The organism is Parabacteroides sp. TM07-1AC, from assembly GCF_003480915.1.
Taxonomy (GTDB): Bacteria; Bacteroidota; Bacteroidia; order Bacteroidales; family Tannerellaceae; genus Parabacteroides; species Parabacteroides chongii.
Genome location: NZ_QUKD01000006.1, coordinates 222,178 through 239,974, shown reverse-complemented (window position 1 = coordinate 239,974; position 17,797 = coordinate 222,178). Strand labels below are relative to the sequence as shown.

General features: G+C 39.6%; 11 protein-coding genes and 1 pseudogene. All 12 read right to left on the bottom strand.

The features are described 5' to 3' along the window. Nucleotides 1–10: 10 nt before the first annotated feature. A complete protein-coding gene (locus DXD68_RS14125) occupies nt 11–1,594 on the bottom strand; it encodes a GTP-binding protein (protein WP_122362207.1) in 1,584 nt (527 codons plus the stop codon). Between the two features lie 4 nt (nt 1,595–1,598). Beyond that, the gene (locus tag DXD68_RS14120; protein ID WP_122362206.1) at nt 1,599–2,006 is read right to left on the bottom strand and encodes a hypothetical protein; all 408 of its coding nucleotides are present in this window, start codon (nt 2,004–2,006) and stop codon (nt 1,599–1,601) included. Further along, nucleotides 2,003–3,013, bottom strand: coding sequence for a uroporphyrinogen decarboxylase family protein (locus tag DXD68_RS14115; RefSeq protein WP_122362205.1), 1,011 nt, complete (start codon nt 3,011–3,013; stop codon nt 2,003–2,005). The genes DXD68_RS14120 and DXD68_RS14115 overlap by 4 nt, the downstream gene beginning before the upstream one ends. 12 nt (nt 3,014–3,025) lie before the next feature. Further along, a pseudogene (locus DXD68_RS14110) lies at nt 3,026–3,655 on the bottom strand (corrinoid protein); the annotation flags it as partial. A gap of 15 nt (nt 3,656–3,670) precedes the next feature. Further along, nucleotides 3,671–4,738 (bottom strand): uroporphyrinogen decarboxylase family protein, encoded by a 1,068-nt coding sequence (locus DXD68_RS14105; protein WP_122362203.1) that lies wholly within the window; start codon nt 4,736–4,738, stop codon nt 3,671–3,673. Beyond that, a complete protein-coding gene (locus tag DXD68_RS14100) occupies nt 4,735–5,895 on the bottom strand; it encodes an MFS transporter (RefSeq protein ID WP_122362202.1) in 1,161 nt (386 codons plus the stop codon). The genes DXD68_RS14105 and DXD68_RS14100 overlap by 4 nt, the downstream gene beginning before the upstream one ends. 6 nt (nt 5,896–5,901) lie before the next feature. Continuing rightward, complete coding sequence (locus tag DXD68_RS14095) at nt 5,902–8,754, bottom strand: glycosyl hydrolase-related protein (protein WP_233577153.1); 2,853 nt, start codon at nt 8,752–8,754, stop codon at nt 5,902–5,904. A 64-nt stretch (nt 8,755–8,818) separates the two neighbouring features. Then, nucleotides 8,819–9,835 (bottom strand): LacI family DNA-binding transcriptional regulator, encoded by a 1,017-nt coding sequence (locus DXD68_RS14090; protein WP_122362201.1) that lies wholly within the window; start codon nt 9,833–9,835, stop codon nt 8,819–8,821. Nucleotides 9,836–9,931: 96 nt separating this feature from the next. Continuing rightward, on the bottom strand, nt 9,932–12,532 hold the full coding sequence (locus DXD68_RS14085) for a glycosyl hydrolase-related protein (protein ID WP_122362200.1): 2,601 nt from the start codon (nt 12,530–12,532) through the stop codon (nt 9,932–9,934). A 126-nt stretch (nt 12,533–12,658) separates the two neighbouring features. Continuing rightward, nucleotides 12,659–13,774 carry a uroporphyrinogen decarboxylase family protein gene (locus tag DXD68_RS14080; protein WP_122362199.1) on the bottom strand — a complete coding sequence of 372 codons (1,116 nt, stop codon included), beginning with the start codon at nt 13,772–13,774 and terminating at the stop codon, nt 12,659–12,661. 32 nt (nt 13,775–13,806) lie between these two features. After that, nucleotides 13,807–16,233 carry a hypothetical protein gene (locus DXD68_RS14075; RefSeq protein ID WP_122362198.1) on the bottom strand — a complete coding sequence of 809 codons (2,427 nt, stop codon included), beginning with the start codon at nt 16,231–16,233 and terminating at the stop codon, nt 13,807–13,809. 56 nt (nt 16,234–16,289) lie between these two features. After that, entirely contained in the window at nt 16,290–17,795 is a 1,506-nt protein-coding gene (locus tag DXD68_RS14070) for a RagB/SusD family nutrient uptake outer membrane protein (RefSeq protein ID WP_122362197.1), read from the bottom strand. Nucleotides 17,796–17,797 lie beyond the last annotated feature (2 nt).

The following is a 17,797-nucleotide window of genomic DNA, read 5'->3' as shown; positions in this document are numbered from 1 at the left end:
CAACAAAAGACTATAAAACTTCTTTCTTCTTAAAACAATCTTTTCTCTGACAGATTGAGCATCCATAAGGCTTTCTTTCAATATTTCTACCTATTCCTATTAAGGAACTAACAGATTTGATAGGAAGCATCAGACTGGAATCTGTCAGTGAAATGCCGCAAAAAGCGTGGGGTAACAATGAGAAAAGAAGTTGTTGTTCACGTACGTTCCAGCCACAATAGCCCGGACTATAAGAGTTACTGGTATTCAATTGGTAGAATTTCATTTTTTCGGTTAACGATGACAGACCATAGGAAACGATTGCTTCAACAATAAGTGAACCCAATGCATCGGCAATAAAAGCTTCCATTATATCATTTGCCAAACGTTTTTCTTGAATCCAGGCATCTAGCTCTGCACCGACAGAAGCAACCAGTATTGCATATATATCAGCATCCTGAAGATACTTTGTAATAGTATAATCAGGCTTGAAAATATAATTGCCTACAACCAAATGTTGTTTATCCAGTTTGCTTCCGGTTAGAAAGCGATATCCTAAGCGAGGCTGACAAATTTCCAAAGCCTCTTTTTTTAAAGTTTGTATTATCTCATAGGTATATGCATCAGGCGTGCTTCCTTTGAATCCCATGTATAGAAACAACTCCTCATCTGAGATTATCAGATCATCGATGGAGCAGCGTTGTTCTTCTGCATTTAGAAAGGGGGAAATCCAGCCTAAAGGACTGAGACCTTCTTTATCTTTCCACCAGACAGAAATAGTACTTTTCTCTTCTCTTTCTAAATCGGGGATTGGTTTTTCCGAATAATCACTTCCGGTAACATCAAATCTGGACCATGTTCCATCCTGCTGTTGAAGTAAACCTTTTGTACGAACAATCTGATTGCCAAACAGGGTATTCATCCTGGAAAACTCCGTCTTGAAAAAAGTCCTGTCTATCGGAGACTCCAATACGATAGTTTCTGTAGAAAATAGAGGAGGTGCAGCCTTTGATGTAAATGGCAAGAATACTCTTTTCTGAAGACTACTTTTCTCCCATATGGTTATCCATTCAGCTTCATCCAGCAAACGATAATCTTCAATAATTTGCAGCTGAGGCTGAATGGATAATAGCTTATCAACAATTTGTTTGACTTCTTCTGAACTTATCGATTCCGTCTTCGTCAGAAACAAAACAGAAGATAAGTAAAACTGACGACGATAAAAATCGGGATTTAGTTTCATCAGAAAATCATACATCTTTACATCCAGCAAAGTAATAGCACCATCGATACAGAGATTGGGAATCTGCAACAAATCTTCCAGCGATGCCAAGCCGGAAGGTTCCATTAATACCCAGTCCGGCTTGAGTGACTGCTTGATTTCTTCCAATACCTCTGCCAGCTTTAAACGAAGCGTACAACAAACACATCCGGATTTTAAATCCACAACGGAATAATGTCGGTTCTGCAACTCTATCCCATCTATAGATTCTTTTCCGGATTCATTTTCAATGATTACAACATTTTTATCTTTTAAATGGGTAAGTAAAAGATGATTGATCAGCGTTGTCTTTCCGCTTCCTAAAAAGCCCCATAGTACATACACTTTCTTCATACTTCTATGATAATTGATCCTTGATTTTAGAATATAAGATTTGTTTCTGAGATTCTGTCAGTTTGGAATATGAACAATCTTGCTTATGGGTATTCGCCCGTTCTACAATAATAATTTCTGCATCCCGGTCCATGGCTATTTCATGCCAGGTGCCAGCTGGAATATTATAGGTCACTCCCGGTTTCATGTATTGGCAATTGAAATGAATATCCTCTTGTTCAATCTGCACTTCAACCAATACCGCTTTCCCTTTAAACAAAATGAATGCTTCATCTGACTGGTTATGAACTTCTATCTGGTCAATATCATCCAGACCATGCTTCTCTACATAATTAAGTTGGGCGACCTGCCATCCCTCTCTGATGAGGAAAGGATGGTAACCTTTACCTTCATAGTTATATGTTTCTATCATTTTAACGTTGAGTTGTAGTCATTTAATGCCTGGTAAAACATCTCTATATTCGCAAAAGGGATCTCAGGCGGAGTATCACATCCCGATGATAATACAAAATTCGGGTATGCAGCCGTGTCTGTCAACAATTGCATAGTCTGCTCATACACCTGCTGAGAAGATGCCATTTTCAAAACTGAAACAGGATCAATATTACCCATAACTAATGCATCTTTCGGACAATCATTCAAAGCAGAGATCATATCGATTCCATTTCCAAAATGATAGCCTGCAGCACCTGTATAAACCATTGCTTCAGTACATTGTCCCGTATTTCCACAGTTATGCAAAATGACGGAGAAGAAATCATCCTGAACTTTATCAACGATCTGTTTTACATACAAGGAAGAGAACTCCATACATGCATCATTCGACAATAAGCCTGCTGCCGGTTCTGCAATTAACACCCCGTTTGCCCCAGCCTCTTTTAAAGCCTGGCAATATTTTGTTATAAACTCCGTACATTTAGATAACAACAACTTAATACTATCCGGATCAATATACATAGCCATCATAATCTCAGACATATCATATAGTCTTCCGGCTAAAGAATAGGGTCCGATACATCCAGCCAAGACGGGCTTGGTTACTTCTGCTGCCACTAGCCGATTGGCCTTGATATATTCCGGCAGACGAGCTGTATCTAATGAAGGAATTTCCAACTTCTCTATTTCTTCCGGAGTTGACACCAAGCGCCCTACAACACTCGGAACTTCATTTTCCGAAAAATAGATTTCAGCACCAAAAGCCTCAGCCTCAACTGTCAGATCCATTATAACGGAAGATGCTTCTGAGGGGTATTTCTCTGATAAAACTTTAATCGCCTGATAATGTACTTCACCGTTTGTAACTGCATCATTAACAGTATGTCCTAGCAATTCAATACCGGAATGAGTCATTATAGGGACAGCCACCCGTTGTGGAGAAGCAATAACGGATGCTATCCAGTTTTTCATGTCTATTTTCATAAGATTATATTTTTATGCGATGGCTAATAATTCTTTTGCTTTGATTACAGCGGCATTGGCATTACTACTATATCCGTCTGCTCCAATTTCTTTGGCAAATGTTTCATTGACAGGTGCTCCTCCGACCATCACTTTCACCTGGTCCCGAAGTCTGGCTTTATCCAATGCTTCAATTACTCCTTTCATATTGGTCATCGTTGTTGTCAACAAAGCAGACAAGCATAAAATATCCGGTTTCTCTTGTTTGACTGTTTCTATAAATTTGCTGTCAGGTATATTAACTCCCAAATTGATTACCTCAAAGCCACAACCTTCAAACATGGAAGCAACCAAATTTTTTCCGATGTCATGCAAGTCTCCAAATACAGTTCCAATCACGATCTTTCCGACAGTTTGTATGCTTTCATCCTTCATGTGTGGCTTCAAAAGATCCAAAGAACCTTTCATGGCGCGGGCAGCCATCAATAATTCAGGAACATAAGCCTTATGGTTCTGGAAACGATCGCCTATCTCTTCCATTGCCTTGATCATATAATCATTGATAATAGACTGTATGTCTAACTTTTCTTCGATGATTTGCTCTGTTACCTCGACAGCCGGTTCCATTTTTCCGGCAACAATTGAATCAAATAATTTATTTAAATCTGCCATGATATTTTATAGATTTTGTAATTTCATAATTTCTTCATAAGACCCATAACGATGTGCTGCTTCAATAAAAGCCTTGAAGTTTTCAGGAGGCGTATTACGTCCCATTGCACATCCGGAACTAATAATATGACGTTTGCCCTTTGTTGCTTCTATCAATCTTTTGACAGCGGCATCTACGTCGGAAGGTGTCCCAATAACGAGCGGACTACTGGGATCGATATTTCCCATTAAGACAGTATCTTCCGGTACTAATCTTCTGGCTTCTTTGATATCAAGCATCCAGTCAACCTCCAGTATCTTGGCTCCTGTCGTTCCCATATCTTGAATAATTCCATTAGTATTACCACAAATATGGATAGAGAAAGGAATACCGTAATCCTGCACCTCTTTAGCCAGTTTCTGTTCCGGGATCAAGGCAAATTGGCGGTACATGTCCGGGGAAATCAGATTTGGACCGGCAAAAGCATCCCCGATAGATGTTACATGAGCTCCTGCGTCTTTTTGTGCTTTGGCAAATACGGCACTGATTTTCCGGCAATACTCCAATACATCATCTATAAGTTGTTTGTCTTCAGTCAATAAATCCATCATGAATTGAGTCGTTCCTCTTAACAGGCAAGCAATACTGAAAGGACCCTGATCGGCACGTCCCATGATAAATACATGATCCCCAATAGCTTCAGACAACGTACGTGTCGCTTCCAACCACTCGTTCAGACGACCGGAACTCGCCGGATCAGGGATCGGCATATCATAGACATCCCGTAAGTCTTTCAATACAGGCTGTTCTTCATCAACAATAGCCGGTTCATCCTCTCGAAAAATAACCTTGGCCCCAACAGCCTCTGCAATGGTGGCATCATCAAAATCGATAACGCATCCATCATAACCATACTTTTCTTGCGAAATGATGTGGGCTTGTGCCATCTTGCGGCCATTCTTATTTACATCACCAATTTTCATTCCAGCTGTCTCAACAGCTAGCATGAAGCATTGAGGGACAATCGGTAATCTGTCAGGGGTTTCCCCGTTTAGAACGGCCATGCAGCGTTCCAATGAATTCATACTTTTCATATTTGAATATTTTTATGTGTTTTATTCTGTTGTATAGATACGATCAGGATGTAAATTAAGGCACCGAAAGGAATCAACAGACTGACTAACTGGCTACTGTTATCTGCAACCAATCCCATAATAACCGGTAAGATTGCACCTCCTGCCACACCCATTATCATCAAAGCAGATATCTCATTTGCTTTATCCGGTTCCGATTGGATAGCTTGTGAGAATATGATAGGAAAAACATTTGCACAACTTAAGCCTATCAGGAATAAAGCAATCAATAAAATTGTTGTATCGGAAACCAACATGAAAACTGCAAATACAACAATTGCCAATATCATGTTTATTGTCAAAAATTTACCGGCAGAATACCGAGCCAAGATGAATGTCCCTAAAAATGTTCCCAATGTACGAGCAGCAAAATACAAACTGCAACCTAGACTTCCCTTTTCTATGGGAAGACCACATTGTTCTGATAAATATTTAGGAACTGCTGTCATCAACCCTATCTCAAAACCGACTATCAATAGAATCACAGAGAAAGCAATTATCAACTTTGAGTTGTGGAATAAAGAGAAAATATGTCCAATATTCTGACCAGCTTGCGTATTTGGCATTTCTGTTATCGGAGTCATAGCCAGCCACAAACAAGACAAACAAGATGTAATAGCATATACTACAAAAATCAAATGCCAATTTCCCCAAATACCAACCATTGCGCTGGCAATAACCGGTCCCAAAGTAGACGATATTGCTTTGATAAATTGCCCCAGTGTCAATGTGCTGGTAAACTTGTCTTTAGCTACAACATTCAACAATAAAGGATTCAGAGAGACCTGCAATACCGTATTTCCAATTCCCAATAAAGTAAAAGCTAAAAGAACCGTAGCAAAAGAATAATAAACCAATGGAATCAACAACGATATACTTGTTATACTTAAACTGCATAATACTGTTTTTTTCCTTCCGATTCGCCCCATTAGTAAACTGGTCGGTAAAGAACATACTGCAAACCAAATAAAAACCAACATAGGCAATAGGTTTGCCAACGTATCGTTCAATTCGAAATCTTGTTTTACATAGCTTGTGGAAACACCAACAATATCTACAAAACCCATTATAAAGAAGGCAAACAAGACGGGTATTAGTTTAAAGATGATTGTGTTCATTTTTTATTATAGTACTAATTTATATGTTTCAATAGCATGATGACCTAAAGGCAAAGCAAACTGATTACCGGATACCGGAAGTACCTTTTGCTCCTCTTCAATCAAATTGGTTCGGATCACTTTTTTAACGGATACTGGTAATGTTATCATAACCTCTTTATCCTTCCCTTCCATTTCTGTCAAACGGATAATCAGGTTGTTATCATTATCTGCCTTTTTAATTAAAGAAAGTGCAGTAAAAGGATCTGAAAGTTTGAAAAAGCTATTGCTTCCTTCAAGTTTTCCCTCTTTATTGTTTTTCTGTTGTACGAATAAAGGATGATTATTCGCGATGGCAGAATTATATCCGTTTTTCCATCCTTCCGGATGAGAAGTTATAGAGAAATGGAAATTGTGGGTTCCTTTTTGATGATACCAGTTACCTTCACCATGACAACTTTTGTGTGATGAGAGAAGAATTCCCTGCAAAACCGGATAAACAGCTTGTTCACGGGAAGGATCGATCCAATCTGCTACAGCAACACAGGATGACATAGTCAATCCAAAGCCATTACCATTCGCTGATATAAAATTCTGTATTTCACGAGGGTGGGAATCTTCCGGATGATGTACATAGGTTCCTCCCCATGCCCAACCACCGGGTTGCTTCTTCAATTCATCTTTCCCGACTTCGGCTACAGCCATTGGTATCTCATAGTTTATAGTACGTTCTCCCATCATATTGGCAGGAAATGCAATACGATATTGCCGGTTATGCGTACCGTCAAAATCCTGTAAGGTAATGCCAAAGTCTATTTTCTTACTGGTATGATAGAATGTTATATTTTGTACTATAGTTGCATGTTTTGTCGGTTGTAAGCTTTTGAAACGTGTATACAGTGCCCCCGATTCTTCAACTTCCCATTTTGAAACGAAAGAGCTTAACGAAGTGATATCTCCGGGAACTACATCCGTGATACGGGTAAACTCACCGGCTCCGTTTCCTGTATATCCTAACTCGATGACATCCCCACATGCAAATTTAGAAGTATGAATGAGTTCTTTGCCCAATTGTTTGTCGTACAAATAAACGATACCGCCATTTCCTAATACTGCCTTATAGTAGTCATTTTCTATTTGATTGGAAGAATGATTTACCGAATTGGATGCTTTCGGAGTCTTTCCACGCTGAATCGAATAACTGCGATATCCCATAGATGGTATATCCTGTGCTTCAAATGTCACATATTGTTTTCCATCCTTATCTTTCTTAATCTGTGTATTGACAGTATTTCCTTGTTCATCTTTGACTGAGATCTTTTCGTTGGGGACTTCAACAGTTACCAGCCCATTTCTTTCCCATGTCAAATCGTTAAATACAACATAATTATTTTCTTTTGTCTTTACCTGTTCGGTGAGTTGTTTCAACGCCTCAGACAACAGTTCCTTACCCAATGTATAACCTACTCTTAAACTATCTTCGAAAATAGAATCTGTAATTTCTCCATTTTTCCCACCTAAGCCATGATCCGGATATATAGAAGCCATCCAGGCACGGTCAAAAGACTTTCGCGGATACTTTTGTAAGTCTCCTGTTTGTAGTTTTGAGAAAGTAGTAAATGACTCTGCTGCCGGTAATAATACACCAGCTTCACGCTTATATTTTGTAGCCTCATAATGGGCCGGACCATGAATATAGAGCCATAAATCAGGACGTTCTCCGGATATTTTCTCAAATTGAGTTGTTTTTCCGCGAACCAAATCAAAATACTCTTCACTCGTAGAAGCCTTTAAACGTGGTAAAGGCACCTCTGACTCTTCTGCAATCTTATTCCATTCATCGATTACATTCTGGAAATCCACCGGTTTAGTCGCGTCACAACTTATTAAAATAGCATAATGCGGCGGAATCTGATGTTTTTCATAATAATTGCTCCATAATTGTGTACGATGGTGCAATTTATGAAATGCCGTAGCAGCATCTTTATCGAAAAACTTCCAAATAAGAGAAGGCCAACCATAATTCCCAGGAGTGAAAGTTAAAACCTTAGAACCATCCGGACTATACCAATCGTATAAACCTTCAGCCATTCTACTGACAAATAAATTAGGAATACCACTTTTAGCCAATATTTGAGACATCTGCAGCGTACGACCAGGTACATCCATATTATTCGCAACCAAATCATCGCACCCCGGCATATTTTCATGAACCCACTTCCGTCCGTAATAAGACTGACGTATCAGTTGTTCGCCACTGGATAAACCTTCGTATGGTTGGTTATAGGTGGCTCCCCACGTAAATCTTTTCTCTTTATATAATTGTATCAATTCATCTTTCCGCTCCGGATGTTCTTCCAAAAACTCCATCAAATACATAGTCTGCTCCATTTCAAAAGTGAAGTCTTTATTCTGCTTCATCATATCAAGAGCAGGCAAAATGATGTTATTGATACGATCTTCTCGGCAGTACTCCGGTGTATCCATCCAGGCAATATCTTGATGGGATGATTGAATAATATGGATCACACCATTCTTAAAATAGCCCCAATCAGCCGGAATAAACGTTTGAAACGTCTGATCCAAAATAATCTTTTTACCAGCGACGACCTTCAACTGTTCTTCTCCTCCAATCATTGGTAACCAAACCAATACGCTATCACTTCGTTCTGTCTTAACAAGATCAACAGATTGATCGTTTACATAACATTTCAGGGAAGTTTGGGATAGACAGTCCTCTTGGATATAAGATAGAATTTGGAACTTACCGTTCTCATTTTTATACTGTACGGGCTCTATTGGATTTATGACAGCAGTTGTTGTCTGCGCCATAGTTCCAACTGCAACATATAGCATGCTCGTTATAATTAATTCTTTCATGATATATAAATTATATATGTTAACACAACTACTTAACCGGTTCAAATATTCTCCAAAAAAAAGATCATGGATCTTTTGAATATCCGGAAGGAAGCAATTCATTATCAAGAACAACAGCCTTGTAATCAGCTTCTTTATCCTGAATATTTTCCAACAATATCTTAACCGACTCTACGCCCATTTCATGAATAGGCATTCTAGAGATACTCATTCGAGGTGCCAAAATATCCAAAGAAGTAGTTTCATGGAAACAACCCATTTGGAATTTAGTCTTATAATCGATATTCCGTTCTATAAAATAGCGAATAGCCTCCAAAGCTAAATAGTGAGTAGAAAAGAAAAAGCCATCCACATTCGGAAGTTCACTGAACAAATAATCTAGTTTGTCAACTATGTCCATTTTGTAATTTTGTCTATCAACAAACACCTCCAAAGATAAGTCATTCGACAAATTCAAATCTCTCAATGCTTTACGATAACCCTCTATACGTTGTTTCATCACATATAGATGAACATCCGTAGTTAACAATGCTATATTCTTGGCTCCTTTTTTACCTATATGGTAAACAAGGTCATAACAACTCTGACTATTGTTAACAATGACATAATTAGTCGGAACATTCGGATAATAACGGTCCACCAACACAAATGGTAAAGAATCTTTAGTCAAAAGGTCAATCCCTTTTCTGGAAACTTTAGTCGGAGCAACAATAATGCCATCAACCTGCTTTGACTTCAACATCTGTATCAATTTATATTCTTTATCTCCATCCCCTTCCGAGCTACACACAAACAATGCATAGTTATTACGTGCTGCCTCTGTTTCAACAGCTTGAGCCAATTGAGCGTAGAATGTATCCCCAATGAACGGTATTATCAACCCCAATGTATTAGATGTTCCCAAAGATAAGCTACGAGCCACCTGATTCGGTCGATAATTAACCGAATCGGCATATTCTTTTACACGTTTGATTGTCGCTTCACTAAAACCTTTGGCCTCACCCTGTCCGGACAAAATCCATGAGATAGTAGCTTTTGATAAATTCAGTGCCTGAGCAATATCTTTAAGAGAAACTTTCATTGTTTACAAAGTTATTTAATCGGTTCAAATATACTAAATCAACTCTATAAATAGAATTATAGTAAAGCGATTTAGTATATTTTATGAATCTCTAAATTATTTATACTCTAATTTATAAGTCTCAATCGAATGATGTCCGATTTTAACAGGTAAGATATCCCCCTTGTTATCAATAAGTTTCTGAGGTTCTTCAATGATATTGGTTTGACAGCTTTTCTTTATAGGCTTGAAAGACCACAAAGAGACATCGCTATCCATGCCCTCTATATCAAATAATCGAACAACCACATTGTCATCATCCTCACACTTCTTAATCGTACTGACCATTACATTCTTCTTATCCACACTAAAGAACGACTGTAAAGGTGACAATATTTTATTATTCCCGTTTTTCACCCCCACTGCAGTTAATAGAGGTTGAGCAGATTGTGTACCTAACTGATGAGTTTTTTTCCAGTCACCATCAGACGAATGCAAGGAGAAACGATACGAATGGTTTCCCTGCTGAAGATACCAATTTCCTTTCCAATGGCAGCTCTTACGGGATGCCAACAAAACAGGTTGTAAAACCGGATAATCAACAGGATTGGATGTAGCATCCTTATATCCGAATACGCCAACACTAGATGAGAGCATAACGTTTGACAAATCATCGGAAGAGGCAAACCAATTTTGGCATTCACGAAGTGGTGTTTCATTTAGTGGGGTAGTATAATGTAATCCACCTGCATGTCCTGCAGAAATAGATAGATCGTTCTTTCCTATTTCTACAACCCCCATCGGAACTTCATAACTGATTAATGACGATGACTGATTCAATGGCATAGTCATCCGGAACTCCTGGTAGGCTTCTCCGGTAAATCCTTCCAAGTCAATCTCTATATCAATTTTAGGGAAATTTTGGTATGCAATGATTCGTTGAATGACAGTCGCATGCTTGAATTTCGAACGACATTCTCTAACCTCTCTCACCCTTCCACTTTCAATAATACTCCAGGACGGAGAATAATCCGAACTCTTTTCAAATCCTTCCATGGTGATAGGCTGAATTTCTTTAAATTCACCAGCGCCATTACCTACTGATCGGGTACAGAAGACTTCTCCTCCCAGGAATTTATCCGTACGCAGTAATTCGCGATTCAATCGTTTGTCAAAAATACTTTTTATACCTCCTGCAGCAAATGAAATACGATAATAAGGATTATCAATATCTATTTTATTAGAAGCTGTTACAGCATCTTCAAAAATTTCATCTTTTACATGTTTCAAATAATAGGATCTATAGCCTATGGATGGTATAGAATCTGCCTGAAATGCAATCTGTATATCGCCATCTTTTGTTTGCCCCTTTATGGGTAAATATTGGAATGGAATATGCTGACCTTTATCGTCTGTTAAGACAAAATGCCCCCGACCTAAACCATAAACGTTTACTTTAGTAATCACAATATCATTACGAAGCCAGCTTTCCGGATTAAATACAACGATTGGTAAACCTTCTTGTTTATGTTCGATCATACCACCAATCTCACCCAATACATCTTCCAACATTTCATTTGCAGACGCTTGAGACTGACGGAACTTTTCTTTATAAATCTCATCGGTAATATAACCTCCGTTTCCACCCCAGCCATGATCCGGATAAATGGCACATTTCCATGCCTCATTCAGTTTGTCCTGCGGGTATGATGCAAAAGAACCTGTCAACAAACCTCTAACTGCCCCGAATTTCTCAACATTGACCAAATTCCTCTGTGCATCTCTCATCATGGAAACTGCCTCATGATGTGTCGGATTATGTATATAAAGCCATAAATCAGGCCATTCACCTTCCAAACGGGTAGGTTTAGACTTCTTGCTGACTAATTTATCCATAGCCGTTGAAATGGTTGTATATCCAAACTCCGGCATATCCTTCTCTGCAGATAATTCTTTAAATATTTGCTGATAATCATAAGGTTCTTCATTGTCATCCGTGTGTAGGAAAAACAATTCAGATGGCATTTTATTTTCCTTATAATATGGATCCCAAAAATGAACGATCGAGCGTATATACTCTTTCTTCTCTTCTTTTTCTTTTTTCCCTGCCAGCGTTCTTGCGTAATCACAATAGATACCATTTGATTTACAAAGGATACTACTACCATCCGGGGAAAACCACTGATAAATTCCGGGTTCGAAACGAGAGATTATACCATATTTGATACCCGCTTTTGCATGAATCTGTGAGGTCTGTAAAGAACGTCCGGGCACATCCGGATTAAAAGCCGTAACAAATTCACATCCGGGGAACTGTTTCTGTAACCAACGTTTTCCTAAATAAGTTTCACGAATTAATGATTCTCCGGACAACATACCTTCATATGGTTGATTAAACGTAGCTCCCCAGTCCAAACGCTTTTTAGCAGTCAGCTGCATTAATTCATCTTTACGTTCCGGATATTTGTTTAAAAACTCTTCCAAAGTCAAAGCATATTCCATTGTAAAACAATAAGAACTATCTTTTTCCAACATGCGCAAACTAGGCATTAAAAGCTTCTCTATACGAAATTCCGTACATTTATCCGGAACATCCATCCAGGCCATATCCTGATGGCTGGATAAAGCAAAATTCACATGCCCTTCTTTCAGATAATTACTTTGTGCAGTCGTACAAAATGAGACGACACAGAATGCTATTAGCAATGAATATTTCATATTCGTATTTATTTTAAGTTATTATAATTTATATGTCGTATTCTTATTCTTGCGGTATTCGGTTCGCCTGGCATTGTCATATAAGTTTACACATAGAACATTTTTTTTTCATGATAGGATTAATGCTCAAAGGTCAGCAATACAGTAAGCTCCATACTTCTCGACTAATTCACCCACCCTCTTCACCCTATATTCCAAACCATCCGGTGGAACCTGGTCTGCCACGCCCAAAGCAAATCTAGGGATAGAACGCATTATTTCAAGTACCGCTATAACATGACGATCAAACTCTTCGTCAGAGATATGAGCCGTAAAATAAACTCCGGGAATACCTCCCCAAAAAATACTTTTGGAATCCTCCAATAAAGGAATCATTTCTTCAATAGACATATCCCCTACCGGATAAGGAGTAAGTGCCTCCAAAACGGAAAATCCGACCAAAGACTCCTGCTTCAGCAGTCCTTGCAACGTACCATCCATGTGAATAAATGAATATTTACCTGCTTCTCGGATCTTGGTAGTCCATTCTGTCTGATATTCTTTCATATACATTTCAAAAAATGTTCCCCCTACCATCTCGGAAGAAAGATTTTCCGGGATCATCAATAATTCCGCAGGACTGTCTACTGATATTTGTGCAGCCTGATCAAAAGCACGTTTCATGCTTTTCAGCAAAGCCTCAAACTGCTCGGGAACCGAATAAGCCAACATCGTTACCGTTACGATCCCAGCCTCCAGTGCAACCAAATGCATAAAAGGACTTTTCGGCAGATAGCATAACAGGGCTCCTTGGTCTCCCACTTGCTGTTTCCTTTGCAGAGCATAGACATAATCCGGTTCATAACTCAGATGATCGTACAGATAAATCATAGCCGGTATATCCTCTTCCGACTTCAACAGATATTCGACCGGTGCTTCCGAAAAAGTTTCATCACAATATTCCCAGCACTCCCTCAATTCGCCATAAGGTGTCACCACCTTACGATACCTGCAATTGCCTTCCGTCCACGAAGAAACCTCACAATCATGATATATCTCTTTAAACGGAAAATGTCCTTGAAGATAATAGCCAACTCCTAATGAACGATGCCAATCCAGATAGGCATCGGTAGTAATAAAATCATTTGGCTTAAGGCCTCTCTTTATTAATGAATTAGCCCAATAATCCAAATCGCCAAACCAAGGCACTTTATCTAGCTGCTTGCCTTGTAATAAAGCAAACATTCTTTCTCTTGGTGTCATAATTTCATATTTTATTTATTGCTAAACATATATCATCTGATTTCATTCAAATGCTTATAAGAATGCTTATCTACGCGAGTAGCCGGATTGACGAAAATAACCGGTTCCATCAAATAGCCACGAACAGCATCTGAAAGTTGCTGAGGAGTCTTCTCCTCTTCATTATTCCATTGAATATCGAACTTAAATTCCATTTCACCGATACAATCGTCCAATACATTCACTTCCCACATATTGTTATAAACCATTGCGCACAACTCATTCGGTTTCTCTGGTAACGTACGGCTCTTTACACCAAACTGATTGCCTCCGAAACAAACCATAGCCACGTCGCGACTCGACCACAGCCAGGAGCCTTTTCCTGCGCCTGCCGGATACTTAATCCAATCATCAACTGCAAAGAAATCTGTGCAAGTTCCCGGAATCTGATCCGTATAGGGTGCAAACTGCATTCCTCCAATACTGGTCAAAGGAGCACCGCAACTTTCAGCAAACGGGAAACGGATATACATAATCTCCGGGTCTGCATTCGAGAGACGATCGATCTTGACATCCACACCGACACGAGGTTCTTCCTTATAAACTTCTAAAATACGAACACCGCTCTTTAACGAATTATGCTCAAATGCTTGTTTATAGATGAAAGAATGAGGAGTTTCCACACACTCTACCCCCTTAAACGAAGCATGTCGTTCAATTGAATGCATAGCAATCTGTTGCCTACGAGCCAAAGAGTCCGGATTGCGCCAATCACGTGCCAGGCTTCTGCCTACCAATGAATTGAACGAATAGAACTCACCGATACCATCGCCTTGCAACGGTTCCGGACTGTTTGCCCATTTGATATAGATAGGCCATCCGTTTTTATCAGTACGAATTTCTGGTTTCCGACTGGCTTCTTTCTGTTGGCTGATACTATCAAGGGCTAACACATAACGATATACTCGGTCGGGCTGAAGGTCTTTCACCCATATCATCGCTTTACCATCATGAAATACCAGGTTCTGTTTTTCACCTGTCTCCGGATTTAATACAGACTTGTAGGCTGTCCGAACAAAAGACAGTGGATCGAGCTTAGCCCAACCTGTATAAGGCTTTTTACCCGAATTGGCCAGATAAACACCTTCTTTTTCATTACTCAGTTTCGCACGAACCCTCTGTGCCAACAGCCATTTAGCTCTTTCGAAAGGACGAAAGGCATAACCGTATGTCACATTAAAATGTCCTTGCGACCATAAGCTATAGGTATCCCAAGTAGAATCCCAGGTTCCTAACGTGTGTTCATAGAAGAAACAAATATCTTTCAAAACAGCATCTTCGTGACGCCCCATCGCCGAAGGGCAAGCTCCCCATGCTGGAGATTTAGCTATCTTCAAATACATATCTGCCTGACGGGAAGCTGAAAGAGCACGAGGTTCAGCAGCCAATCCAAACGACCACCAATCGGGCCATTCTCCTTCATAAGTATCCACCTTGTCACCAATTCTAGCTTCCATCTTTTTCATTGACTTAGTAGCAGTGGTCAAATTCAAACGGGGAGAAAATCCCATCTCGTTCCATTTAGCAACAAACTCTGCCAGTGCAGGGAAAGGAGCGTCGTTGTCGCACCGATATTCGTTAGTAAAAGACAAAGCGATAAAATCGTACGGATAGCCCTCTTTCACCATCTGATTGATTCGGTCGAGACACACTTTATGCGCCTTGTGCATGGAAGCTTCATCTGTTTTCAATATATCATCCGGACGCGGAGTGCGGAATTGCGTATTGCTGGCAGGACGCTGGGCATAGCGCCATCCAGTTTCACTGAAAAAGCCATAACCCGTCCAATAAGGCATTCCTAACCAAACAAAAGCCTTCCTCCCGTCCGGCATTTTCCACCAAAAAGCATGAGGAGGGTTATGGAAAATACCACCCCAATGCAAGTTCAAGCCTGACCAGAAATAACGGACACCTTTCTCCATCAATCCGGATACCAACGCTCTAGGAAAGCCGTTTACATCGTTTTGCATAGCGACTTCCGGATGAAAAGTCTTCCATAAATCCTCAGGAACCCAGTTCAATAACTTCGTCACTTGCGTACCATTATGCAACGGATTTACATTGAACGGAGCAGCCGTTATTTCAAATTGTCCACTTTTTATCGCTTTCAACAAGTCTTTCTGTCGGGAAGGTGAAGCATGCTGCCACCATTCATAGACACTGGCCAAAGCCTCTGCCGTCCAACAGAATGTTGGTTTGGATTTATCGTTGATACTTTCCAATACGGCATCGATACCGATGTCGATATATCTTTCGTGGAGTTCATGTGCGATCTCCGGATTGTCCGTATATCCGTAATCTGTATGCGACAAATGCACTAAATCAATATATTCAATCTGTTTGGTCGCGTCTATCGACTCTTGAGCATACAAAGTACAACAGCTTACACAAGCTACTACTAATAATTTGATTTTATTCATTGTAATGATTATTTAAAAGAGTTGTGACAAAGTTCACAACTCTTTTATTTTAGAAACTATTTCCTTAAATCCGGATTAATTTGAACTTCTCTCAATGGAACCGGGAAATAAGTATGTTCTGCCGTTTTGAATACAGCCCCTGAAGGTTCTACGAATCCTTCCAGATTTACCCAACTCTTCGTTTTCGTATTATATGCTTTCTGTGTACGAATCATATCAAAGAAAGTGACATTTTCGAAACAGAGTTCATGTACGCGTTCTGTCATTACAGCATCAATAAAGGCTTCTTTATTGCTTGTAACAGCAGTCGATAAAGGCTCCAACCCTGCACGAGAACGAATCTGATTGACCGCATCAATCGCTTTATCCGTAATCGCACCAGAGCGTGCTGTTGCTTCTGCATAAGTCAATAGCATTTCTGCATAACGAATCAGAGGGAGGCTTTTTCCGCAATAACCACCCTGTCCCACTAATGTCGGTTCGAAAAATTTATAGACAGCCGGTTCAAAATTAAGTGTACCACTATTATCCCAGCTATTATAAGAGGTAAAAAAGAATCCTTTTTCTTCTGCACGCAAATCACCCTCTTCAAATGAATCGATAAAATCCGGAGTTGGCATCATCGAACCGAATCCGACAAAACCTGTTAGTTTCACAGCCGCAGCCGGAACAAAGAATTGAGAGTAATGCTGTCTTGGGGCAGGAGATTCTCCGTAATTAGCCATAAAAATATACTCACCCGTATTGTCAAACTCTTTTCTTCTGAACTTTTCAAACCAATTCATATTTGTATCCGATTGAAGCAAAGACAGATGCGAAGAATTTACAACCAGTTCCGCTTTTTGAGCTGCCAATTGATATTTATCGGTTTCATTCAACGGACTTCCAGCCATTGTCAAATAGACTTGTGCATATAAGGCATTAACAGCTTCCATCGACACTCTACCGGAAGATGGTGTATAAGAAATAGGAGACGAAGAGGCAGCTTCCAAATCTGGTAAAATTGCCTGTTCGTATATCTCTTTTATAGATGTAGGAATCAGCATACCATCTGCCGGTGCATCTGTTGGAGTCAATTTCAAAGGAACATCACCAAATATACGCACTAGATGAAAATAATAGTAAGCACGTAAGAAATGGGCTTCTCCCAGCATTTGGTCGATAGCATTGCTTTCCGGAAGTTGAGGAACTGCTGCCAAAAACATATTGCAAGCCTCAATTCCGTAATAACAAGACTGCCACCAATAATCCACATAATTACGATCCCAATAATTCAGCTTTTCCAAATCTGGATTAATCAACGATTGTTGTCCAGCCGTATAATAGCAATAACCAGTCGGATATTCCAGCATAAAAGCAGGAGCCTCACCGTATCCGGCATAGGTAAAACGTGTACCTAACCTGGAATATAAACCATTAACAGCCACTTGAGCCTCTTCCTCATTCTGATAATATTGATCCAATGTTTGAGTAGACTTAGGAGGTGTATCCAAAAAGTCATTACAAGAACCCAATAAAGCCGCACTCAAAACTAGAAACGAAGATATAACTATATTTTTCATGA

Excerpts from the sequence above, each read along its gene's own strand:
- DXD68_RS14100 (WP_122362202.1), bottom strand. The coding sequence starts at position 5,895 with ATGAACACAATCATCTTTAAACTAATACCCGTCTTGTTTGCCTTCTTT.
- DXD68_RS14115 (WP_122362205.1), bottom strand. The coding sequence starts at position 3,013 with ATGAAAATAGACATGAAAAACTGGATAGCATCCGTTATTGCTTCTCCA.
- DXD68_RS14080 (WP_122362199.1), bottom strand. The coding sequence starts at position 13,774 with ATGACACCAAGAGAAAGAATGTTTGCTTTATTACAAGGCAAGCAGCTA.
- DXD68_RS14120 (WP_122362206.1), bottom strand. The coding sequence starts at position 2,006 with ATGATAGAAACATATAACTATGAAGGTAAAGGTTACCATCCTTTCCTC.
- DXD68_RS14090 (WP_122362201.1), bottom strand. The coding sequence starts at position 9,835 with ATGAAAGTTTCTCTTAAAGATATTGCTCAGGCACTGAATTTATCAAAA.
- DXD68_RS14070 (WP_122362197.1), bottom strand. The coding sequence starts at position 17,795 with ATGAAAAATATAGTTATATCTTCGTTTCTAGTTTTGAGTGCGGCTTTA.
- DXD68_RS14105 (WP_122362203.1), bottom strand. The coding sequence starts at position 4,738 with ATGAAAAGTATGAATTCATTGGAACGCTGCATGGCCGTTCTAAACGGG.
- DXD68_RS14085 (WP_122362200.1), bottom strand. The coding sequence starts at position 12,532 with ATGAAATATTCATTGCTAATAGCATTCTGTGTCGTCTCATTTTGTACG.
- DXD68_RS14075 (WP_122362198.1), bottom strand. The coding sequence starts at position 16,233 with ATGAATAAAATCAAATTATTAGTAGTAGCTTGTGTAAGCTGTTGTACT.
- DXD68_RS14125 (WP_122362207.1), bottom strand. The coding sequence starts at position 1,594 with ATGAAGAAAGTGTATGTACTATGGGGCTTTTTAGGAAGCGGAAAGACA.
- DXD68_RS14095 (WP_233577153.1), bottom strand. The coding sequence starts at position 8,754 with ATGAAAGAATTAATTATAACGAGCATGCTATATGTTGCAGTTGGAACT.